This is a genomic window from Paraburkholderia yinzeri (assembly GCF_046581065.1).
Taxonomy (GTDB): Bacteria; Pseudomonadota; Gammaproteobacteria; order Burkholderiales; family Burkholderiaceae; genus Paraburkholderia.
Map to the genome: position 1 here is coordinate 153,061 of NZ_JBFOCJ010000002.1, position 18,788 is coordinate 171,848.

Here is an 18,788-nt window from a genome sequence, read left to right on the forward strand (position 1 = left end):
GTGCGTGGGTCCTGGTTCAGTGCCTTGAAGCGCACGCAACGGCGTGCAGGCAGGAACGAGAATAGGGCGCGACGCGCACCGGATCGATTACCTCGGAGGTAAGGGATGAGGAAAGCCGGCCATCCCGCAGCGGACGTGCGGGGCACAAGGCGTGCGGAGTAAAATGCGCGTCACCGGCCGTCCGGATCCAGTCCACCCTGTCACCGCTCGTCAGATGAAACCCGCACCGAAAAACGAAACCCAACGCAAGCGGCCGCCAACCTGGGTCCTCAATACCCTCACGGCGCTGGTGGGCATCGCCACGCTCGGCGCCGGCATTGGCTGGCTGATCTATAGCTGGGTTGTCGACCGGGAGATGCCTTACTTCGCCATTCCGCTGATTCTCTGCGTGCCCGTGATCGCGGCCGTGGCGTTCCGCAATATGTGGGACTAGCGCGTCAAGCCACGCGTCCTCTCCGGTGCTTGCCGCGTCGGAGCGGGTATTTGAGCAGCCGCCGCGTGGCGTGATCGGCGAAGGCTGCCGGCATGTTCACGGAATCAGCACTTGCCGCCCGACCACCTTGCCTTCCTGGAGGGCCTGCAGCGCCGCGTTGACCTCGGTGAGCGGCCGGCTCGTCACCGGTGCGGGACGCACCTTGCCGTCGCGCATCAGCGCGACGAGCTCGTGCAGTTCGGGCAGCGTGCCGACGTAGCTGCCTTCGATGCGCAGCGGCCGCATTGGGATGATCGGCAGCGCGAGCGTGATGTCGCCGCCCATGAGGCCCACGATCACCACGTGGCCGCCGCGCGCGCTGGAATCGAGCGCGAGCGTCACGGTGGACGTCGCGCCGACGAGGTCGAGCACCGCGCGCGCGCCGCCGCCCGCGGCCTGGGCGATCTGGGTGGCGGCGTCGGGTGCGCGTGCGTCGATGGCCGCGAGCGCACCTTCCTTCAGCGCGGCCTCGCATTTGGCCGGGTCGACATCCACGACGATCGCGCCTTTGCCGCCCAGCGCCTTGAGGACTTCGATCGCCATGAGGCCGAGACCGCCCGCGCCGATCACCACCACGGGCGTTTCGTGGATGCGCTCGCCGAATTTGCGGATGGCCGAATACGTCGTTACGCCCGCGCAGGCGAGCGGTGCGGCCTTGACGGGATCGAGGCCGCCGAGATCGACGAGATAGCGCGGGTGCGGCACGATCACGTAGTCGGCAAAGCCGCCGGCGCGCATGACGCCGAGCGATTGCGGCTTCACGCAGATGTTTTCCTCGCCGCGCAGGCAGGCGGCGCACTGGCCGCAGCCGATCCACGGATGCACGACCGCCATCATGCCGGTCTGCACGGGGCCGGCGTCCGGTCCCGCGGTCACCACTTCGCCGCAGATCTCGTGGCTGGGCGTGAGCGGCAGCTTGATGCCGCGGTCGGCGAGCGAGAGTTTCTTGCCGCCGCCCAGATCGTAGTAGCCCTCCCAGATATGCAGGTCGGAATGGCACAGGCCGGCGGCCTTCACGCGCACGAGCACTTCGGTGCCCTTGGGCTGGGGAATCTCCTCGTGCATCAGTTCGAGCGGCTGGCCGTGGCGGGTCACGCAAAAACAACGCATCTGCATGGATGTCTCCGTAGTCGGTTAGGGCGACCGCTGGGCGATAGCGGCTTTTTTCGCATCATAGCGGATACGGTACGTTTTCGTACGCTCGTTCGTCTTTTGTTTTTCCTGCCGTTTTTCCCGTATTCACGTGCCCTGGCCTTTGCGGATTGGCGCGCGCGAGAGGCCGTCCAGCGTGCGGAGCGGGGGCTAACGCGCCTTGCCGCGCGTGCCTTTCTTCGCGCTCGCGGCGCGCGGCGGTTCCTTGCCGGGGGCCGTGCTGCCGGCATTGAGCTGCTCTAGCCACGAGAGCGCATCCGCGTAGGTAAGGAACTGCTGCAGGTAGCCCGGCGAAAGCTCGCGCATGAGCGAGAGTGCGCGGTGCACGAGGCTGCTCGAATTGAGCGGGCCGGCGTTCTGCGGCACGAGGACTTCGGCGACACGCAATTGCTGGCCCGTGCGCACGCGGGCCCAGGTGGCCCGGAAGTAGTCGAGCAGTTCGGGCGAAACGCTCGGCCCGTTCGCGTCGCGGGCCCCCGCACCGCCGGCGTCGCGCGGCTGGTTTGCGAGGTAGTCGACCAGCTCGCCCAGCGCACCGCGCGCGCTTTGCAGCGAGGCCGGCGCTTCGTCCGGGCCGTGCCGGACCTGCGCCGCGCCGGCGGCGAGCGCCGCATAGTCCGTCATTAGTTCGGAGAGCCTGGCATCGAGCAGGCGGCGCACCTCGCCGCCGTGGCGCGCCGCGCGAAGCGCCAGCGCCTCCATCGCGCGAAAGCGCGCGGGATCGAGCCGGTCGGCGCCGCGTTCGCGCCATGCGTCGAGCTGCGTCGGCAGAGGCGGTGTCGAGCGCTCACTCACCGCGTTCACCGCCAGCGGCCGTCGAACGCGGCACGGGCGCGATTTCGACGCGCCGGTTTTTGGCGCGCCCCGCCGCATCGGCGTTCGAGCTCACGGGCTGCTCCGATCCGAATGCCGCCGCGAACACCGACGAGGCGGGCACGCCTTCTTCGATGAACGCACGCGTCACGGTCAGCGCGCGCTGGGCCGAGAGCTCCCAGTTGTCGGCGAAGCGCCGGTTGCCGGCGTGCACCTGCTGGTCGTCGGCAAAGCCGCTCACCATCAGGATTTCGTCGTGCGCTTTGAGGTAGGTCGCGAGCGGACTGGCCAGGCTTTGCAGCAACTGGCGGCCCTCGGGTTGCAACTGGTCGGAGTTCAGCGCGAACAGGACGTTGCCGCTGATGCCGATACGCCCGTTGACGAGCGTGATGCGCCCCGCCGCGAGCGGGCCGGCCAGCGCCTGTTCGAGTGTCTTGCGGCGCTGCGCTTCGAGCTGGCGTTCCTTGACGGCCTGGTCGAGCTTCGTCGAAAGCTCGAGCTGCACGCCGATCACGGCGACCAGAATCAGCACGAACGCGCCCAGCAGCACCGTCATCAGGTCGCTGAAGGCGGCCCAGACCGGCGTGGCCGGCTCCGCGCCGCCGTCGATGAAGTCTTCGCTCATGCGGCGTCGGCTCCCGCTTCGGTGCGCTGGCCAGCCAACTGCTGCAGCTCTTCCATGATCTGCTTCTGCGAGAGCAGGCTCAAATCGATCACTTCGCGCGCCTGCGCGACGTAGTAGGCGAGCTGTTCGTCGCTGCGCGCGAGCGACTTGTCGAGCGCGGCTTCGATGCGCTGCAACTGCGCCACGAGCGTTTCGTTCGACGTGCCGAAGGACTGCACAGCCGCGCCGAATGCATCGCCAAGGCTCGCCACTTCGGTCGCGCCGCTCGCGACCTGCGCGGCGACGCCGTCGAGCCGGCTCGTGCCGGTTTCGACGCGCTCGGTAAAGCGCGAGCCCACGCGTTCGAGCAGATCGGACGAGGTCGTCACGAGCGAATCGATAGCGCCGCGCTGTTCGGTCGAGGCGTGGTTCACGGCGGCGAGCAGCGTTTCGAGCGTGGCGAGCAGACGGTTGCGTTCCTCCAGCATCGCGGTGTCGTGGACCATGCTGTCCGAGAGCTTCTGGCGCAGCTCGGCAATGACATCGGCCGCGGCGCGCGGTGCTTCGGACGCGGCCTCGACGAGGCGGGCGATTTCGGCGATCGTCTCGCGCGAGTGGGTCGCGGTGCTGGCCGCGACTTCGCCGGCCGTCCGTTCGAGCGTCGCACAGATCGCCTGCTGGTGGTTCGCGGTTTGCGCGAGCGCCTCGTCCCATTGGGTGCGCAGCGTCGCCGTCATGCCGGTGACGGTCTCGCGCCAGGCGTCGAGGCGCTGGGCTTCGCGTGCGGCGAGCCTGGCCTCCAGGCCGGCGTGCGACTCGTCCGCTGCCCGGAGCAGGGCGGCCGTGTGCTGTTCGTACTGCGCCGCCGCTGCGGCGAGGGCCTGCTGGTGATCGTCGGCGAGCTGTCCGCTTACGCGCGAATGGTGGTCGAGCGCGGCGTTCCAGGTTTGCGCGACGGTGTCCGTGCTCGTGCCGAGGCGCGTGGCCACGTTATCGAGCAACTGGGTCGAGCGTTGCTCGAAGGCATCGGCATAGCGGGCGAGCGAAGTCCGCAGATCTTCCGCCAATGTTTCATTCAACTGGCGATGCTGCGCGAGCGCTTCGTGCCATTGCGTCGAAAGCGTGGTCGACGTGGCTTCGAGGCCTGACGTGATGCCGGTCAACTGACGCTCGACCGAGTGCGTGACGGTGTCGTGCAGCGAGGCCGTCTGGTCCTTGAGGGTTGCCGTCGACGTTTCGAGGCTTGATGCAACGGTATTCAACTGGCGCTCGACCGCTTGCGTGACGGCTTCGTGCAGCGCCGCGGTTTCAGCCTTGAGCGTGACAGTCGAAGTTTCTAGCGTCGATGCAATCGCGCTCAACTGGCGCTCCACCGCCTGCGAGACGGCGCCATGCAGTGCCGCCGTCTCGTGCCGGATGCTGGCGGTCGTCGCTTCAAGTCCCGTCGCGATGTCGTTCAACTGGCGTTCGACGGCTTGCGTGATCGCGCCGTGCAGTGCCGCGGCTTTGTCCTCGAGCGTCGCGAGCGTGGCTTCCACGGAGGGCAAGACCGCCGCGCTCGCGGCGCGCGCGCTGCCGGCCGCGCTTTCCTGAAGCGAGCGCGCGACGGAGGCGGCGAGTGCCGTCCATGTGGCGTCGGCCTTGCCGAGGAACGCCGCCTGGCTCGCGATCTGCCGCTCGTTCATGGCGAGGCTTTGCTGTTCGATGGCTTGCATCACGGTGTGCAGACGATCGACCAGGACCGGCATTGCCTCGGCCTGGCGCTGCATCAGCGCGTAGCCTGCCTCGCGCCGGTGCGCGTGCGAAAAGACGTGCAAGGTGGTCGCGATCTTCGCATCGAGCCGCAGGGCGGCTTCGTTGCGTTCGCGCCGGCAGAGCGCCGAAAGCAGCCCGAGCATGGCCGAGGTGGCGATGCCCGCGATCGAGGTGCCGAACGCGAACGCGAGCCCCTTGACCGGTGCGGCGAGCGAGGCGCGGATCGCGACGAGGTCGGTCGAGCCTTCCAGCGCGATCCCGGTGCCCTTGAGCGTGGCGACCATGCCGAGCAGCGTGCCGAACATGCCCAGCAGCACGAGCAGACCAACCAGATAAGGTGTGAGCGCGGGGCCGGGCAGCGCCGCGCGCTCGTTCTCCACGCGCAGGCGCACGGCGCCGCGCAGGCCGGCGGGCAGCCGGTCGAGCCATGCGCCTAGCTTCGCCGGCGGCGCGGCCAGATCGGCCAGGGCGGCGTCGAGAGCGGTCGTGGCCTGGCGGTAGCGCCATAGTTCGAGCGCGCCCGTGAGATAGCAGGCGCCGATCAGCACGGTGACGGCGAGCGCGAGCAGATTGGCGCCAGCGACATAGCCGCAGCCGATCCAGCAGACGGCGGCGAGACCTGCGAGGAATACAACGAGATCGATACGAAGTCGGGACATGAGGAGCTGAATTAGCGGGCGCGAAGGGCCGCGAGCAGCCCTTGCACCGGTTGGAACCGGATGTCGAGTTCGGCGAGCAGCGCGCTCTGCATTTCCTTGCGGAACGCGGCAAGCCATGCGCCGGGCGCGGCCGGCGCTTCATCGGCGCAGGCGCCGGCCCCGTCGGGCGTGGGTTGCGCCGCGCGGCGCAGGCGCTCGAAGTACGTCGCCAGCAGCGCGGGGACCGAGGCCAGCAGGCGCTGTTCGCGCGCGCCGAGCGAGCGTTCCATGATCGCGTCCACGGCCGCGAGGCGCGCGAGCGCCGGCGTGTGCGCCGCGAGCCGCGCCCGCAGACGCTTGCGCAACTGGCCGATTTCCGTCTCCATGGCCTGCTGGATCGACAGATAGTCCTGGCGGAACTCGGCAAAGTCGGCGGGCGGCGCCGCTTCGGCGTTCTCGCGTGCGCCGCGCCGCGCGTTGGCCGGGGCGCACGCGCGCGTGATCATCTTCGTGAGCGCGCTGCGCGCCGTCACGACGAGGGCCGCGTCCTCGCGGTCGAGCGCCTGCGCGGCGCCCGCGCGAGCCGGGTCCGGCGGGGCGCCCAGCGCGGTCGAGAGCGCGATCGCGTCGGTCCAGCCTAGCCACTGGCTCAGACGATCGGCGAGGGACGCCTGCGGTTCGGATACGTCGGCTTCGGCCAGACGAGCAAGCAGGCGAACGAGGGTCGGACCGCTCAGCGCCGCTTGCAGGGGGGCTTGAACCATACCTGCTGGAGACAAAAACCTGACAGTTTACACGCTGAGCCGTCTTCCGCCGAAGGTGTGTGGCCCGATGACGGAATAACGGTCATGATCGGAGCACCGGGCGAAGCCCGAGGCAGGGCTCCAATCGAAGCAATCGAAACGTCAAGCGGCGGGTTTGCCGGGCCTGCCGCGCATCGCCAGTTCGCGCGCGAACTCGCTGAACCAGGCGAGCGATTCGGGATTGGCCATCGTCCCGGGATTCGCGACCTTCTCTAGCGGCTGGCCCAGCAGCAGCTTCTTGATGGGCAGCTCCATCTTCTTGCCGGAGAGGGTGCGCGGCACCGCATCGATCTGGAACACGTCGTCGGGCACGTGCCGCGCCGAAAGCGCGACCTTGATGCGCTCGCGTATCGTGCCCTGCAGTTCGGACGTGAGCACGGCGCCCTCGCGCAGCACGACGAAGAGCGGCATGTACGACTCGCGGCCCAGGTACTCCAGATCCGCGACGAGGCTGTCGAGCACCTCGGGCAAGTCTTCCACCGCGCGATACAGCTCGCTCGTGCCCATGCGGATGCCGTGGCGGTTGATCGTCGCGTCGGAACGGCCGTAGATGATCGCGCCGCCGCGTTCCGTGATCCGCACCCAGTCGCCGTGGCGCCAGATGCCGGGCCAGACGTCGAAGTAGCTGTCGCGATAGCGCGTGTCCCCCGCGTCGTTCCAGAAGTAGAGCGGCATCGAAGGCATGGGCGCCGTGCAGACGAGCTCGCCCACTTCGTCGACGAGGGGCCGGCCCGCGTCGTCGAATGCCTCGACGCGGGCGCCCAGGCACCGGCACTGCATTTCGCCGAGCCATACGGGCAGCGTGGGCACGCCGGCCACGAAGCAGCCGGCAAAGTCGGTGCCGCCGGAAATCGCGGCGATCCATACGTCGCCGACATGGTCGAGGATCCAGCGATAGCCTTCTGCCGGGAGCGGCGAACCGGTCGAGCCGACCGCGCGCAGCGCAGATAATTCGGAGACCTGATGAGGTTCGACGCCCGCTTTCAGGCAGGCCTGGAAGAAGGCGGCGCCGGCGCCGAAGAAGTTGATCCGCGTGTCGCCGACGAAGCGCCACAGCGCGCCCATGTCGGGGTAGCCGGGGTTGCCGTCGTAGAGACACAGCGTGGCGCCCACGAGCAGGCCGGCCACCTGGCAGTTCCACATGATCCAGCCCGTGCTGGAGAACCAGTTGAAGCGGTCGCCGGGCCGCAGGTCGAGGTGCAGCGCGGCGATCTTGACCTGTTCGAGCACGATGCCGCCGTGCGAATGGACGATGGGCTTGGGCAGCCCCGTCGTGCCCGACGAGTAGACGATCCAGAGCGGATGGTCGAAGGGAACGGATTCGGGCGCGAGCGCTGCGTCGCCGGCAACGGCGTCCGCCCAGATGTGGCCTTGCGCGTCGTTGCCGCGCACGATCTCGGCCGCGTTGGCTCCGGGGGCAAGATAGGGCACGAGCACGACATGGCGCACGCACGGCAGTTCGGCCAACAACTCGCCTAACAGCGCACGGCGATCGTGCGGCTTGCCGCCGTAACGGTAGCCGTCGACGGCGATCAGCACAGTGGGTTCGATCTGGCGGAAGCGGTCGAGCACGGCGAGCCGCCCCATGTCGGGCGAGCAGACCGACCAGATCGCGCCGAGGCTCGCGGCGGCGAGAAATGCCACGATGGTATGCGGGATGTTCGGCATGAACGCGGCGACGCGATCGCCGCGCTTCACGCCCATCTGGCGCAGTGTGGCCGCGAGCGCGGCCACCTGACGCTCGAACTCGGTCCAGCCGAGTTCGCCGTGCTCGCCGGCCTCGTTGCGCCAGACGATGGCGTGGCGCGTGGGCGTGGCGTGGCGAAAGGCCTGCTCGACGTAATTGAGGGTGGCGCCCGGAAACCAGCGCGCGCCGGGCATCGAAGCATTTTCGAGCGGCTTGCCGCGCGGCGTTGCCGAGCGCAGGTCGGCCCAGTCCCAGAGCGCCGACCAGAAGCCGTCGAGATCGTCGACGGACCAGCGCCATAGCGCGTCGTAGCTGTCGAATGCAAGGCCGCGCTCGCGCGCGAGCCACTGCGTGAATTCGGTGACGCGCGCGCGGGCGACGGTATCGGGCGAGGGCACCCACGCGGGGGCGTCGGCGGCTTCGAGAGGCGGGGTCACGATGGCGGTTTTCCTCGGAGAACGAAGGGCGGCGGCCAGGCGCTGCCGCGTGTCCTCATTGGGTACCATTTTTTTCGCGCGCCGCGCTAGCCGGTGTAAACGCCGACCCCATGTCGAGGGAAAGCGCGCAGATGGTTGCATAGCTAACGATAAGCCGTTATGCTTCGAACATGTTCGACCAGTGTCTCTACTTCAACACGTCGGCGCTCGCGCGGCGTCTCGAGCGCGAATGGGCCGATGCCTTCGAGCGGTTCGATCTCACGCCGCCACAGGGCTTCATGCTGCGTGCGGTGATGGAGCGTCCGGGTTTGCTTCAGCGCGAGCTGGCCGACCTGCTTTCGATTGCACGGCCCACGGCCACGCGCGTGCTCGACGGGCTCGAAGCGCGCGGCTACGTGGAGCGTCATCGCACCGAAGGCGACGGGCGGGAAGTGGCCATCGTGCCGACCGCGCAGGCGCTCGCGATACGCGAGGCGCTCAATGGCGCGAGCGCGGCCGTCACGGGGCGCCTCAAGCGCACGCTGGGCGGCGAGGCGTTCGTGGATACCGTCACGCGGCTGCGCAGCGCACGCACGACGCTGGGCTGAGCGCGGCCGGACAGGCGGGTTCTTTTTTGAGGGACGCGGCGCAGGCATGTGCCGTTTTTGTCCTTCGCGCGTGGCGGGCTTCGGGGCTCCTGCGCGCAACAGCGCATCAAGGGTAACGGAGTTTCATCATGCGGCGCATCGGCGCTTTTTTCATCTCCACGTGGCTGGCAGCCGCCATTTTGTTTCTCGGTCGTCACTCGGTTCCCATGATCGCGCTGAGCGGCGTGGTGGTATTTGCAGGGCTGGATCTCTTCCGGCCGTGACTGACGATCTGCTTCCCGACCTCACGGACACGCCTGCGCTGCTGCGCGAAGCGGCGGAGCGCGCACGCGCCGGCGGCGACGAACTGGCCGCGCTCGCGCACCTGATCGCGGCCGAGGCGCTCGAATCGCACCGGGCAGGCGTTGCCGGCGAGGGCGCCCAGCGCATCGGCATGGTCGCGACCGGCTATTTCATGAAGGGCGACCATGCGCGCGCCAGGCGCTGGTACGAACTCGCGCTCGGTCTCGACGCCCGGCAGGCCGTGGCCTGGCAGAACCTCGCGGCGATCCATGCGAAGGCGGGCAACGACGGCCATGCCGAACGCTGTCGCGAGCGCGCGTACGCCTTGCAGCGCGTCTACGTGGAAGCGTCGGGGCAGCCGTCGCGCCGGGTGCTGTTGCTGTGCGCGGGCCGCTCCTCGGGCAACGTGCCGTTCGACCTGCTCGTGCCCACGCCGCACAACGGGCGCATCAAATACGCCATCGACTATGCGCCGCCCGCGGAGGACGCGGCCCTGCCGCCGTTCGATCTCGTGTTCAATGCGGTGGGCGATCCCGACATTGCGGAACCGCTCCGCGCACGTATCGCGCAGTTCGCGCAAACCTGTGCGCGGCCATTGCTCAATGTGCCGGAACGCGTTGCGGTTACGCGTCGCGACCGGCTGCCGGCGTTGCTGGATGGCTTGCAGGACGTGCAGACTGCGCCGTGCCTGCGCATCGATCCTGCCGATCCCATTCACGACAAAGTGCTCGACGAAGCACGGCAGCGCATAGCGGCGGCCGGCATGCGCCTGCCGTTGCTCGTGAGGCCCGTTGCGACGCATGGCGGCGAAGGGCTCGTGCGCTGCGACACCGAGGCCCAGCTCGAAGCCGCGCTCGCCGCGCAAGCGGGCTCGTTCTACGTCAGCGCGTTTCGCGACACGCGCGACGCCGACGGCTCGTGCCGCAAATATCGCGTCGCCTTCGTGGATCGCGTGCCGTATCCGTACCATCTCGCGATTTCGCCGCACTGGATGGTGCATTACTTTTCCGCGGGTATGGAGGGGGTGCGCGTGAAGCTCGAAGAAGAGGCGCGCTTTCTCGCCGACCCCGTTGCGGCGCTCGGCGAGCGCGGCGCGGCGGCGATCGCCGCCATCGGCCGGCGTCTCGATCTCGACTACGCGGGAGTGGATTTCACAATGCTGCCCGATGGCAGTGTCTTCGTGTTCGAGGCGAACGCGACCATGCTCGTGCATCGCGAGCGCCCCGACGGCGAACTCGCGCACAAGAACGCCTACGTGCAGCGGATCGCGGAGGCATTCGAAGCGATGATGCGCGCGCGCATGGCTACGAGGGTCTGAGGCGTTTCGACTGGCGCCGCACCGCGAAGCATGCGAGCGGCGCGGTTACGCCTCAGCGGCTCAGGCCTCTTCGGCCCACGACATCCCTTCGCGCGCCAGCAGCGCCGAAGACGCCGCCGGACCGAAAGTCCCCGCCGTATAGGTGCGCGGCCGGTCGCCCAGCTCTTCCCAGCCCAGAAGGATCGGCTCGACCCACGTCCACGCCGCTTCCAGTTCGTCGCGGCGCATGAAGTGCGTGAGGCGGCCGCGGATCACGTCGATCAGGAGGCGCTCGTAGGCCTCCGCGCGGCGCTCGGGAATGGCCTGCTGCAGATCCAGATTCAGGTTCACCGGCAGCATGTTCATGCCGCTGCCCGGCTCCTTCGCGAGCATCTGCAACTGGATCGACTCTTCGGGCTGAAGCTGGATCACGAGGCGGTTGCCGTAGTTGCGCGGGCCGCTCGGGAAGATCGAGAACGGCAGGTCCGCAAACTCGATGACGATCTCCGACTGACGCTTCTGCATGCGCTTGCCCGTGCGCAGGAAGAACGGCACGTTGGCCCAGCGCCAGTTGTTGATGTGGGCGCGCAGCGCGACGAACGTTTCCGCGCGGCTATTGGCCGGCACGTTGTCCTCTTCCATGTAGCCCTTCACGGGCTTGCCGTCCACGGCGCCCGCCGCGTACTGGCCGCGCACCGTGTCGCGCGCGATGTCGGCCAGCGTCATCGGGCGCAGCGAGCGCAGCACCTTGAGCTTCTCGTCGCGCACGGCGTCCGCGTCGAGAGAGACGGGCGGCTCCATGGCCACGATGCACAGCAGTTGCAGCAGGTGGTTCTGCACCATGTCGCGCAGCGCGCCCGTGTGGTCGTAGAAGCCCGCGCGGCTGCCCACGCCCACCGTCTCCGCCACCGTGATCTGCACGCTGCGGATATACGGCGCCTGCCACAGCGGCCCGAAGATCGGATTGCCGAAGCGCAGCACCATCAGGTTCTGCACCGTTTCCTTGCCCAGATAATGGTCGATGCGATAGATCTGCGGCTCGGCGAAATGACGGCCCACCGATTCGTTGATCTCCTGGGCCGAAGCGAGGTCGTGGCCCAGCGGCTTTTCCAGCACGACGCGCGAACGTTCGTCCACGAGACCCGCCGACGTGAGGTTGTCGCAGATCGTCGTGAAAAGCTCCGGCGAGGTCGAGAGATAAAACACGCGTATCGCCTCGGGGCGCGAGGCCGATTTGAGCCGGGCATAGTCTTCGGCCAGGTTGACGTCGATGATCACGTACTGGAACAGGCCGAGGAAGCGGTCCCACGCGGCGGCGTCGAAGGCCTTGGCGTCGATGAACGGACGCGACTGCTCGTTCATGAAGGCGCGGTACTGGTCGATGCTCCAGTCCTTGCGGCCCACCGCGATGATGCGGGTTTCGGCCGGCAGGTTGCGGTGCAGGTGCGCCATGTAGAGGGCGGGCAGCAGTTTGCGTGCAGCCAGATCGCCGCCGCCGCCGAAGATGATCATGTCGACGGGCTGGTCGGGCGCGGCTTGGGCAGTCTGATTCGTCATGGCAGGTCGCTGGTGGGCAAAGAGGATAAGGCGCCTCGCGGCGCTTATCGGGCGCGCGGGGCGCGCCGGTTGCGGAAAAAACCACGCCCGGCGTTCGGCCCGGCGCGGCGAAAAAGCTAATGGTGCATGGTTTCGCGTGACTTTGCACGCTGAAGATCGCCTCAGCCCGGCCCTGGCAAGCCGGGCACCGTCATGCCGAAGGTTTGTGCGAGCAGGATCGCGTTGAGCGCGAGCACGGCGGCCGCGCCGGCCACGGCGAGCCAGACCGTGAAGGTGCGGTTACGATGCGGCCCCATCACGGCGGCGCGGCTCGTGAGCCAGACGAGGGCGATCATGGGCACGGGCAGCGCGAGGCTCAGCACGACCTGGCTCATGACGAGCGCCTCTGTGGCGTTCACGCCGAGGCCGACCACGGCGAAGCTCGGCGCCATGGTCACGACGCGGCGCAGCCAGAGCGGAATCTGGAAGCCGACGAAGCCTTGCATGATCATCTGCCCCGCGAGCGTGCCGACGACCGAGCTCGAAATGCCCGAAGCGATCAGCGAAAGCAGGAAAATGCCGGCCGCGCCGATGCCGAGCAGCGGGGCGAGCGTGTGGTAGGCGCTCCCGATTTCGGCGACGTCCGGGTGGCCCGCATGGAAGGCGCCCGAGGCCATGATGACCATGGCCATGTTGATGAGGCCGGCGAGGGAGAGCGCGATCACCACCTCGACGTTGGAAAAGCGCACGAGGCGCGTGCGTTCGAGGTCGTTGCGCGGCGGCACGCGCGCCTGGGTGAGGCCCGAGTGCAGGAAGAGGGCGTGCGGCATGACGGTCGCGCCGATAATGCCCACCGCGATCGTCACGGCCTGCGCGTCGGGCAGGCGCGGCGTGGCGAGGTGGCGAAAGACGCTGGGCCAGGCGATGGGCGCGATGAAGAGCTCAAGCAGATAGCACAGCCCGATGATGCCGACGAGCCCGCCGATCACGAGCTCCAGCGGCCGGAAACCCGCGCGCTCGAACAGCAGCAGCACGTAGGTAACGATTGCCGTGACGACCATGCCCGCCATAAGCGGCAGATGAAACAGCAGCGACAGGCCGATCGCGCCGCCGAGGAATTCGGCAAGATCGGTCGCCATTGCCGCGATTTCGCTCACGCCCCACATCGCCCAGACGAGCGGCGCGGGCAGACGCTCGCGGCACAGTTCGGCGAGATTGCGCCCCGTGACGATGCCGAGCTTGGCGGAGAGCCCCTGGAACAGCATGGCCACCAGGTTCGCGAGCAGCACGACCCACAAGAGCGCGTAACCGTAGCGCGCGCCCGCCTGGATGTTGGTCGCGAAGTTGCCGGGATCCATGTACGCCACCGACACCACCACGGCCGGCCCCGCGAGCGGCAGCAGCAGTGCCGCGCCGCGGCGGCGCCCTTCGAGCGCCTCGCGCACGGCGGCGGCCGTGCTCTTCGTGAGGCCGTCGGGCAGGGGGTCTTCGCGGGTGCGATGGTCCATGCGCGCTCCTCGAAGTTGGGGGCAGAACGCCGGGCGCGGCGTTAACGCGCGTCGTCGGCGCGTCATCGGATTGCGGCGCTCGCGCGTTAAGGAGACAATCTTTCGCGCTTACGCGCCGGCGCATGTCGCTATCTCAGCACAAAGCGGTCCGGTGCGCCTCCATCAGCCTCTTTCTCTTACGAAATGCCTGAATTCCCGATCATTTCCTTTACGAAAGCCCGCCTCAAAGCTCACGGCGCGGCCGCACTGCTGATGGGCGGCCTCGCATGGGGCTCGCTCGCCCACGCCGACAGCAGTGCCAACGACAGAGTCATCGTGCTCGACTCCGGCGAAGCACAGCTTTCGCTCATCGACGAAGCAAGCCGCACCGTGGTCGGCACCGAGCCTACCGGCAAGGAACCGCATCACCTGATGATCACGCCCGACGGCAAGTCGCTGATCGTGGCCGATTCGGTCTCGAACGACCTGATGTTCCTCGACCCGCACACGGGCAAGGTCCAGCGCCGCGTGGAGGGTATCGAGGATCCGTACCAGCTTGGCTTCTCGCCCGACCACAAGTGGTTCGTGACGGCGGGCCTGCGCCTCGACCGCGTGGACATCTACAGCTACAACGGCCAGGACGTTACGCTCGTGAAGCGCATTCCGCTTGCGAAGACGCCGAGCCACATCACTTTCGCCTCGGACAACAAGACGGTGTTCGTCACGCTGCAGGACACCGGCGAAGTCGCGGCCATCGACTTGCCGACGCAGACCGTGCTCTGGAAGCTGCACGTCGGCGACACGCCCGCGGGCCTGTGGATGACGCCCGGCGACAAGTACCTGCTCGTCGGCATGACGGGCGAGGACGACGTGGCCGTGGTGGACTGGCACAACCGTACGCTCGTGAAGAAGATCCAGACCGGGCGCGGCGCGCACAACTTCCGCAATCTCGACGACGGCAAGCACGTGGCCGTGACGAATCGCGTGGAAAGCACGATCAGCATTCTCGATTACACGACGCTCACGAAGGTCGCCGACATCACGGGTCTGCGCCCCGGTCCCGACGACATGGAACTTTCTGCCGACAAACGGTATCTGTGGGTGACGTTCCGCTTCGCGAAGCACGTGGGGATCATCGACCTGACGACGCGCAAGCTGATCGACACGATCGCCGTGGGCCGTTCGCCGCATGGCATCTACTTCGCGAACCGCGCGCCGGTTTATTCGCCCAATCCGGACTGAGCGCGCAACCTCAAGGCACCGATTCGAGGGAACTGATGATAGACACCCTGATCTCGCAGCTCGACAACGGCATATCGTGGCTGCAGACCCTGGTTTATGTGGACGTGGTCCAGCCGATCTTCTACAAGGTCGGCCTGATGGGCTACGACGAGGACACCTACGATGCGCTCTACTGGGTGATCATCGGCGTGCTCGAAATCGTCGTGACCTATGCGCTGCTGCGCCCGCTGGAGGCGCTGCGTCCTATCGAGCCCTGGGCTGACCGCAAGGCGCTGCGTTCGGACATCTGGTACACGTGGATCGCCAAGCTCGGCATTCTGAATATCGCGTTCTTCTTCATGCTGCAGCCGCTGTTCAATCACTGGCAAAGCCTGATGGCGATCTACGACGTTCCGAACATCGACGTGGACAGCCTGTGGCCCGGCGTCACCGACAAGCCGATCGTGTCGTTCCTGATCTACTTCATCGTGCTCGACTTCGCGGGGTACTGGTATCACCGCTGGCAGCATCGCTTCGGCGTCTGGTGGGAACTGCATGCGGTCCATCACAGCCAGCAGCAGATGTCGCTGTGGTGCGACGACCGCAACCACTTCCTCGACGACATCATCAACGCGGCGTTTTTCGCGGCCATCTCGCTCTTCATCGGCGTGCAGCCGGTGCAGTACGTCGTGCTCGTCGCGGTGGGCAACTTCATGCAGAGCGTGCAGCACGTCAACGCGCGGCTGCCGTTCGGCTGGGGACTTGATCGCCTCCTCGTGAGCCCGGCCTTTCATCGCCGCCATCACGCGGTGGGCTACGGTCACGAAGGCACGCGCTACGGCTGCAACTTCGGCGTGGTGTTCCCGTGGTGGGACGTGCTGTTCCGCACGGCTTCGTGGAACAAGGAGCTCGAGCCTACCGGCATCCGCGACCAGTTGCCGGTGCCGCAAGGCCAGGGGCTCGACTACGGCGGCGGTGTGTGGGCCCAGCAGTGGAAGGGACTCGTGCGCATCGTGCAACGCCTGCGCAGCAAGCGCTATCCCATGGGGGCCGCCTCCTGAGGCCCGAGGTGCGGCCTTGATGCGATAATCCTGCCAGACCCCGCAAGGAGAGCATCTTGAGCCGCATCGACAATCCGCAGCACGACCAGGAAGTCGGCGTCGCCGACGCCACCGAAGACCCCACCCGCATCGACGACACGCGCATCGGCGCCGTGCGTCCGCTCATCTCGCCGGCGCTGCTGCTCGACGAGCTGCCGGTGCCGCCGCAGACCCAGACGCTCGTGGAGACGAGCCGCGCGCAGATCGCCGAGGTGCTCCGGCATCGCGACGACCGCCTCGTGATCGTCGTGGGGCCGTGCTCGATCCACGATCACGACCAGGCGCTCGACTACGCAAAGCGGCTCAAAGCAAAGGCCGATGCGCTGAAGGACGATCTGCTCGTGGTGATGCGCGTGTACTTCGAAAAGCCGCGCACAACGGTGGGCTGGAAGGGCTACATCAACGACCCGAGGCTCGACGGGAGCTTCCGCATCAACGAGGGCCTGCGCGCCGCGCGGCAACTGCTGCTCGACATCAATGCGCTCGGCCTCCCGACCGCTACCGAATTCCTCGACCTGCTGAGCCCGCAATACATCGCGGACCTCGTGGCCTGGGGCGCGATCGGCGCGCGCACGACCGAGAGCCAGAGCCACCGGCAGCTCGCCTCGGGCCTCTCGTGTCCGATCGGCTTCAAGAACGGCACCGACGGCGGCGTGCAGGTGGCCGCCGACGCCATCGTCGCCGCGCGCGCGAGCCACGCTTTCATGGGTATGACCAAGATGGGCATGGCCGCGATCTTCGAAACGCGCGGCAACGACGACTGCCATGTGATCCTGCGCGGCGGGAAGACGGGGCCGAACTATGACCGCGCTTCGGTGGCGGCGTGTTGCGAGGCCCTCGCGAAGGCGGGGCTGCGCGAGCAGGTGATGATCGATTGCTCGCATGCGAATTCGAACAAGGCGCATCAGCGCCAGATCGACGTTGCGCAGGACATTGCCTCGCAACTGGCCGATGGCGAGCCGCGCATCGTGGGCGTGATGATCGAAAGCCACCTCGAAGAGGGGCGCCAGGATCTCAAGCCCGGCGTGCCGCTCAAGCGCGGCGTGTCGATCACCGACGCCTGCATTAGCTGGGCGCAGACCGAGCCGGTGCTGGAGACGCTGGCCGGCGCGGTGCGCGCGCGGCGGCAGCGGCGCGGCTGATCGGGCGGGCGCCTGCTCGCTTGCCCGCTCGCTCGCGTCAGCCCGCCATGCCCTCGCGCAGCCGGAACGTGGCAACCGCTTCGCGTAGCGCTCCAGCCTGCTCGGCAAGCGCGTGAGCGGCCGCCGTGGCCTCTTCCACGAGCGCGGCGTTCTGCTGCGTGACTTCGTCCATCTGCGTGACCGCGATGCCTACCTGTTCGATGCCGGCCGTCTGCTCGCGCGAGGCCGTCGAAATCTCGCCGACGATGGCCGTCACGCGGTGCACCGAACCGACGATCTCGTCGATGATCTGACCCGCGCCCGCAACGAGCGACGAGCCCGCTTCCACGCGCTGCGTCGACTGGGCGATCAGGTCCTTGATTTCGCGCGCCGCGGAGGCGCTGCGTTGCGCGAGCGTGCGGACTTCGCCCGCCACCACCGCGAAGCCGCGGCCCTGTTCCCCCGCGCGCGCGGCTTCCACGGCGGCGTTCAGCGCGAGGATATTGGTTTGAAACGCAATGCCGTCGATCAGGCTGATGATTTCGCCTACCTTGCCCGAACTTTCGGCGATCGACCGCATGGTTTCGACCACTTCATGCATCACGGCGCCGCCGCGCGTGGCGGTCTGTGCCGCGGTGCCGGCCAGCTCGCTGGCATGCTGCGCGTTCTCGGCGTTCATGCGCACGATCGACGTGAGTTCTTCCATGCTCGCGGCCGTTTCTTCGAGCGACGCCGCCTGACCTTCGGTGCGCGCCGAGAGGTTCTGATTGCCGGCCGCGATCTGCGCGCTCGCGGAGGCGACGCCCATCGCGTTGCCGCGCACTTCGCTCACCACGTGCGCGAGGCTCGCCTGCATCTGCATGAGGGTGGCGAGCAGTTCGGCCGTTTCGTCGTCGCCGCTCGCGTGCAGATCCGTCGAGAGGTCGCCGGCCGCGACTTCATGCGCAAAGCGCACTGCACGGCCGAGCGGCCGCGTCACCGTCCGGCTGAAGGCGACGCCGCCCGCGAGAGCAAGCACGAACACGCCGATCATCAGCGCGGCGCTGATCTCCGTGGCGCGCTCGGCGTCGACGGCGGCTTGCGCCGCCACCTGTGCGTTGTCGGCGGCGATTTTTTGCGCCGCGCGGTCTAGCAGATCGGCAGGCGCGCGGTCCACGCCCGCCACCTGTGCGTCGCCGGCAGTCGGATCGAAGCCCGCGGCCTTGAATGCTTCGAAACCTTTGCGATAGCCCTGGCCCATGGCCGCGTGGGCTTGCGCGAACTGCTCGACGAGGTCGCGGGTCTCGCCGGCGGGAAGCGTTTGTTCGAGCTTCGCGGCCAGATCGTCGACGGTTTTCTCGCGTGTCTGGAACGCGCTCCAGTAGCGGTCGAGCTTCTGCGGATCCTTGCCGCGCAGGAGCGTGTCTTTCCATTCCTGCACCTGCAGCTTGAACGCGACGAGCGTGGCCGACGCCATGCGCTCGTTCGCGGCGCTATCCTGCACGGTGGTGCGATAGGTGTCGATGGCTTCGTTGAGCATGTGGATGCCGTAAAGCGCGCCCGCCGACATCAACGTGAGTGCGGCACCGAAGGCGAGAGGGATCTTGCGACTGAGCTTCATTGGGGGCAGATACTGGAGAGAATGAGGGCGAACGCCGATAGCTATATCGGCGTTCGCGCGGAATTCTGAAGGGTCCTTTCGCACTCGTTCGTAGACCAGAACAAGTCTGAGGAATAGGGGCGTGCATGGCTTGCATGCAACGCGCGAAGGACGGCGATCATGAATGTAGTGCCGAAACGAGTCGCGCTTGTGTCAC

Annotated in this window: 16 protein-coding genes; 7 read left to right on the top strand and 9 right to left on the bottom strand. The window is 67.7% G+C overall.

All coding sequences use genetic code 11. The features are described from left to right. Window positions 1-163: 163 nt before the first annotated feature. The gene (locus WJ542_RS17810; RefSeq protein WP_411190732.1) at window positions 164-433 is read left to right on the top strand and encodes a tetraspanin family protein; all 270 of its coding nucleotides are present in this window, start codon (window positions 164-166) and stop codon (window positions 431-433) included. A 96-nt stretch (window positions 434-529) separates the two neighbouring features. Here the strand turns inward: WJ542_RS17810 and WJ542_RS17815 are convergent, their stop codons facing one another. From WJ542_RS17815 to WJ542_RS17840, 6 genes are all read right to left on the bottom strand, one after another. Beyond that, complete coding sequence (locus WJ542_RS17815) at window positions 530-1,582, bottom strand: alcohol dehydrogenase (RefSeq protein ID WP_411192479.1); 1,053 nt, start codon at window positions 1,580-1,582, stop codon at window positions 530-532. Window positions 1,583-1,774: 192 nt separating this feature from the next. Then, entirely contained in the window at window positions 1,775-2,419 is a 645-nt protein-coding gene (locus WJ542_RS17820) for a DUF2894 domain-containing protein (RefSeq protein ID WP_411190733.1), read from the bottom strand. After that, window positions 2,412-3,062: an OmpA family protein gene (locus WJ542_RS17825; protein ID WP_411190734.1), complete on the bottom strand. Its 651-nt coding sequence runs from the start codon at window positions 3,060-3,062 to the stop codon at window positions 2,412-2,414. Before WJ542_RS17825 ends, WJ542_RS17820 begins: the two co-directional genes overlap by 8 nt. Next, window positions 3,059-5,455: a DUF802 domain-containing protein gene (locus WJ542_RS17830; RefSeq protein ID WP_411190735.1), complete on the bottom strand. Its 2,397-nt coding sequence runs from the start codon at window positions 5,453-5,455 to the stop codon at window positions 3,059-3,061. The genes WJ542_RS17825 and WJ542_RS17830 overlap by 4 nt, the downstream gene beginning before the upstream one ends. An 11-nt stretch (window positions 5,456-5,466) precedes the next feature. Then, the gene (locus tag WJ542_RS17835) at window positions 5,467-6,198 is read right to left on the bottom strand and encodes a DUF3348 domain-containing protein (RefSeq protein ID WP_411190736.1); all 732 of its coding nucleotides are present in this window, start codon (window positions 6,196-6,198) and stop codon (window positions 5,467-5,469) included. A 141-nt stretch (window positions 6,199-6,339) separates the two neighbouring features. Continuing rightward, a complete protein-coding gene (locus WJ542_RS17840) occupies window positions 6,340-8,361 on the bottom strand; it encodes an acetoacetate--CoA ligase (RefSeq protein ID WP_411190737.1) in 2,022 nt (673 codons plus the stop codon). Between the two features lie 170 nt (window positions 8,362-8,531). Between WJ542_RS17840 and WJ542_RS17845 the strand changes: the two genes are divergently transcribed. The 3 genes from WJ542_RS17845 to WJ542_RS17855 all read left to right on the top strand — a co-directional run bounded on the left by WJ542_RS17845 (window position 8,532) and on the right by WJ542_RS17855 (window position 10,548). Next, window positions 8,532-8,948, top strand: coding sequence for a MarR family winged helix-turn-helix transcriptional regulator (locus WJ542_RS17845; protein WP_411190738.1), 417 nt, complete (start codon window positions 8,532-8,534; stop codon window positions 8,946-8,948). Window positions 8,949-9,076: 128 nt separating this feature from the next. Then, window positions 9,077-9,211, top strand: a complete 135-nt coding sequence (locus WJ542_RS17850; protein ID WP_411190739.1) for a hypothetical protein — start codon at window positions 9,077-9,079, stop codon at window positions 9,209-9,211. Beyond that, the gene (locus tag WJ542_RS17855; RefSeq protein ID WP_411190740.1) at window positions 9,208-10,548 is read left to right on the top strand and encodes a hypothetical protein; all 1,341 of its coding nucleotides are present in this window, start codon (window positions 9,208-9,210) and stop codon (window positions 10,546-10,548) included. Before WJ542_RS17850 ends, WJ542_RS17855 begins: the two co-directional genes overlap by 4 nt. A gap of 60 nt (window positions 10,549-10,608) precedes the next feature. Here WJ542_RS17855 and zwf read toward each other — a convergent pair whose 3' ends face one another. Further along, window positions 10,609-12,084, bottom strand: a complete 1,476-nt coding sequence (gene zwf / locus WJ542_RS17860) for a glucose-6-phosphate dehydrogenase (RefSeq protein ID WP_411190742.1) — start codon at window positions 12,082-12,084, stop codon at window positions 10,609-10,611. A gap of 161 nt (window positions 12,085-12,245) precedes the next feature. After that, window positions 12,246-13,571 carry an Nramp family divalent metal transporter gene (locus WJ542_RS17865; RefSeq protein ID WP_411190743.1) on the bottom strand — a complete coding sequence of 442 codons (1,326 nt, stop codon included), beginning with the start codon at window positions 13,569-13,571 and terminating at the stop codon, window positions 12,246-12,248. Window positions 13,572-13,823: 252 nt separating this feature from the next. Between WJ542_RS17865 and WJ542_RS17870 the strand changes: the two genes are divergently transcribed. From WJ542_RS17870 to WJ542_RS17880, 3 genes are read left to right on the top strand one after another with little or no spacing between them, the layout of a single operon-like run. Beyond that, complete coding sequence (locus tag WJ542_RS17870) at window positions 13,824-14,792, top strand: YncE family protein (RefSeq protein ID WP_411192480.1); 969 nt, start codon at window positions 13,824-13,826, stop codon at window positions 14,790-14,792. A gap of 35 nt (window positions 14,793-14,827) precedes the next feature. After that, a complete protein-coding gene (locus WJ542_RS17875; RefSeq protein ID WP_411190745.1) occupies window positions 14,828-15,832 on the top strand; it encodes a sterol desaturase family protein in 1,005 nt (334 codons plus the stop codon). Between the two features lie 56 nt (window positions 15,833-15,888). Next, window positions 15,889-17,013 (top strand): 3-deoxy-7-phosphoheptulonate synthase, encoded by a 1,125-nt coding sequence (locus WJ542_RS17880; protein ID WP_411190746.1) that lies wholly within the window; start codon window positions 15,889-15,891, stop codon window positions 17,011-17,013. 37 nt (window positions 17,014-17,050) lie between these two features. Here the strand turns inward: WJ542_RS17880 and WJ542_RS17885 are convergent, their stop codons facing one another. Then, window positions 17,051-18,592 carry a methyl-accepting chemotaxis protein gene (locus WJ542_RS17885; protein WP_411190747.1) on the bottom strand — a complete coding sequence of 514 codons (1,542 nt, stop codon included), beginning with the start codon at window positions 18,590-18,592 and terminating at the stop codon, window positions 17,051-17,053. Window positions 18,593-18,788 lie beyond the last annotated feature (196 nt).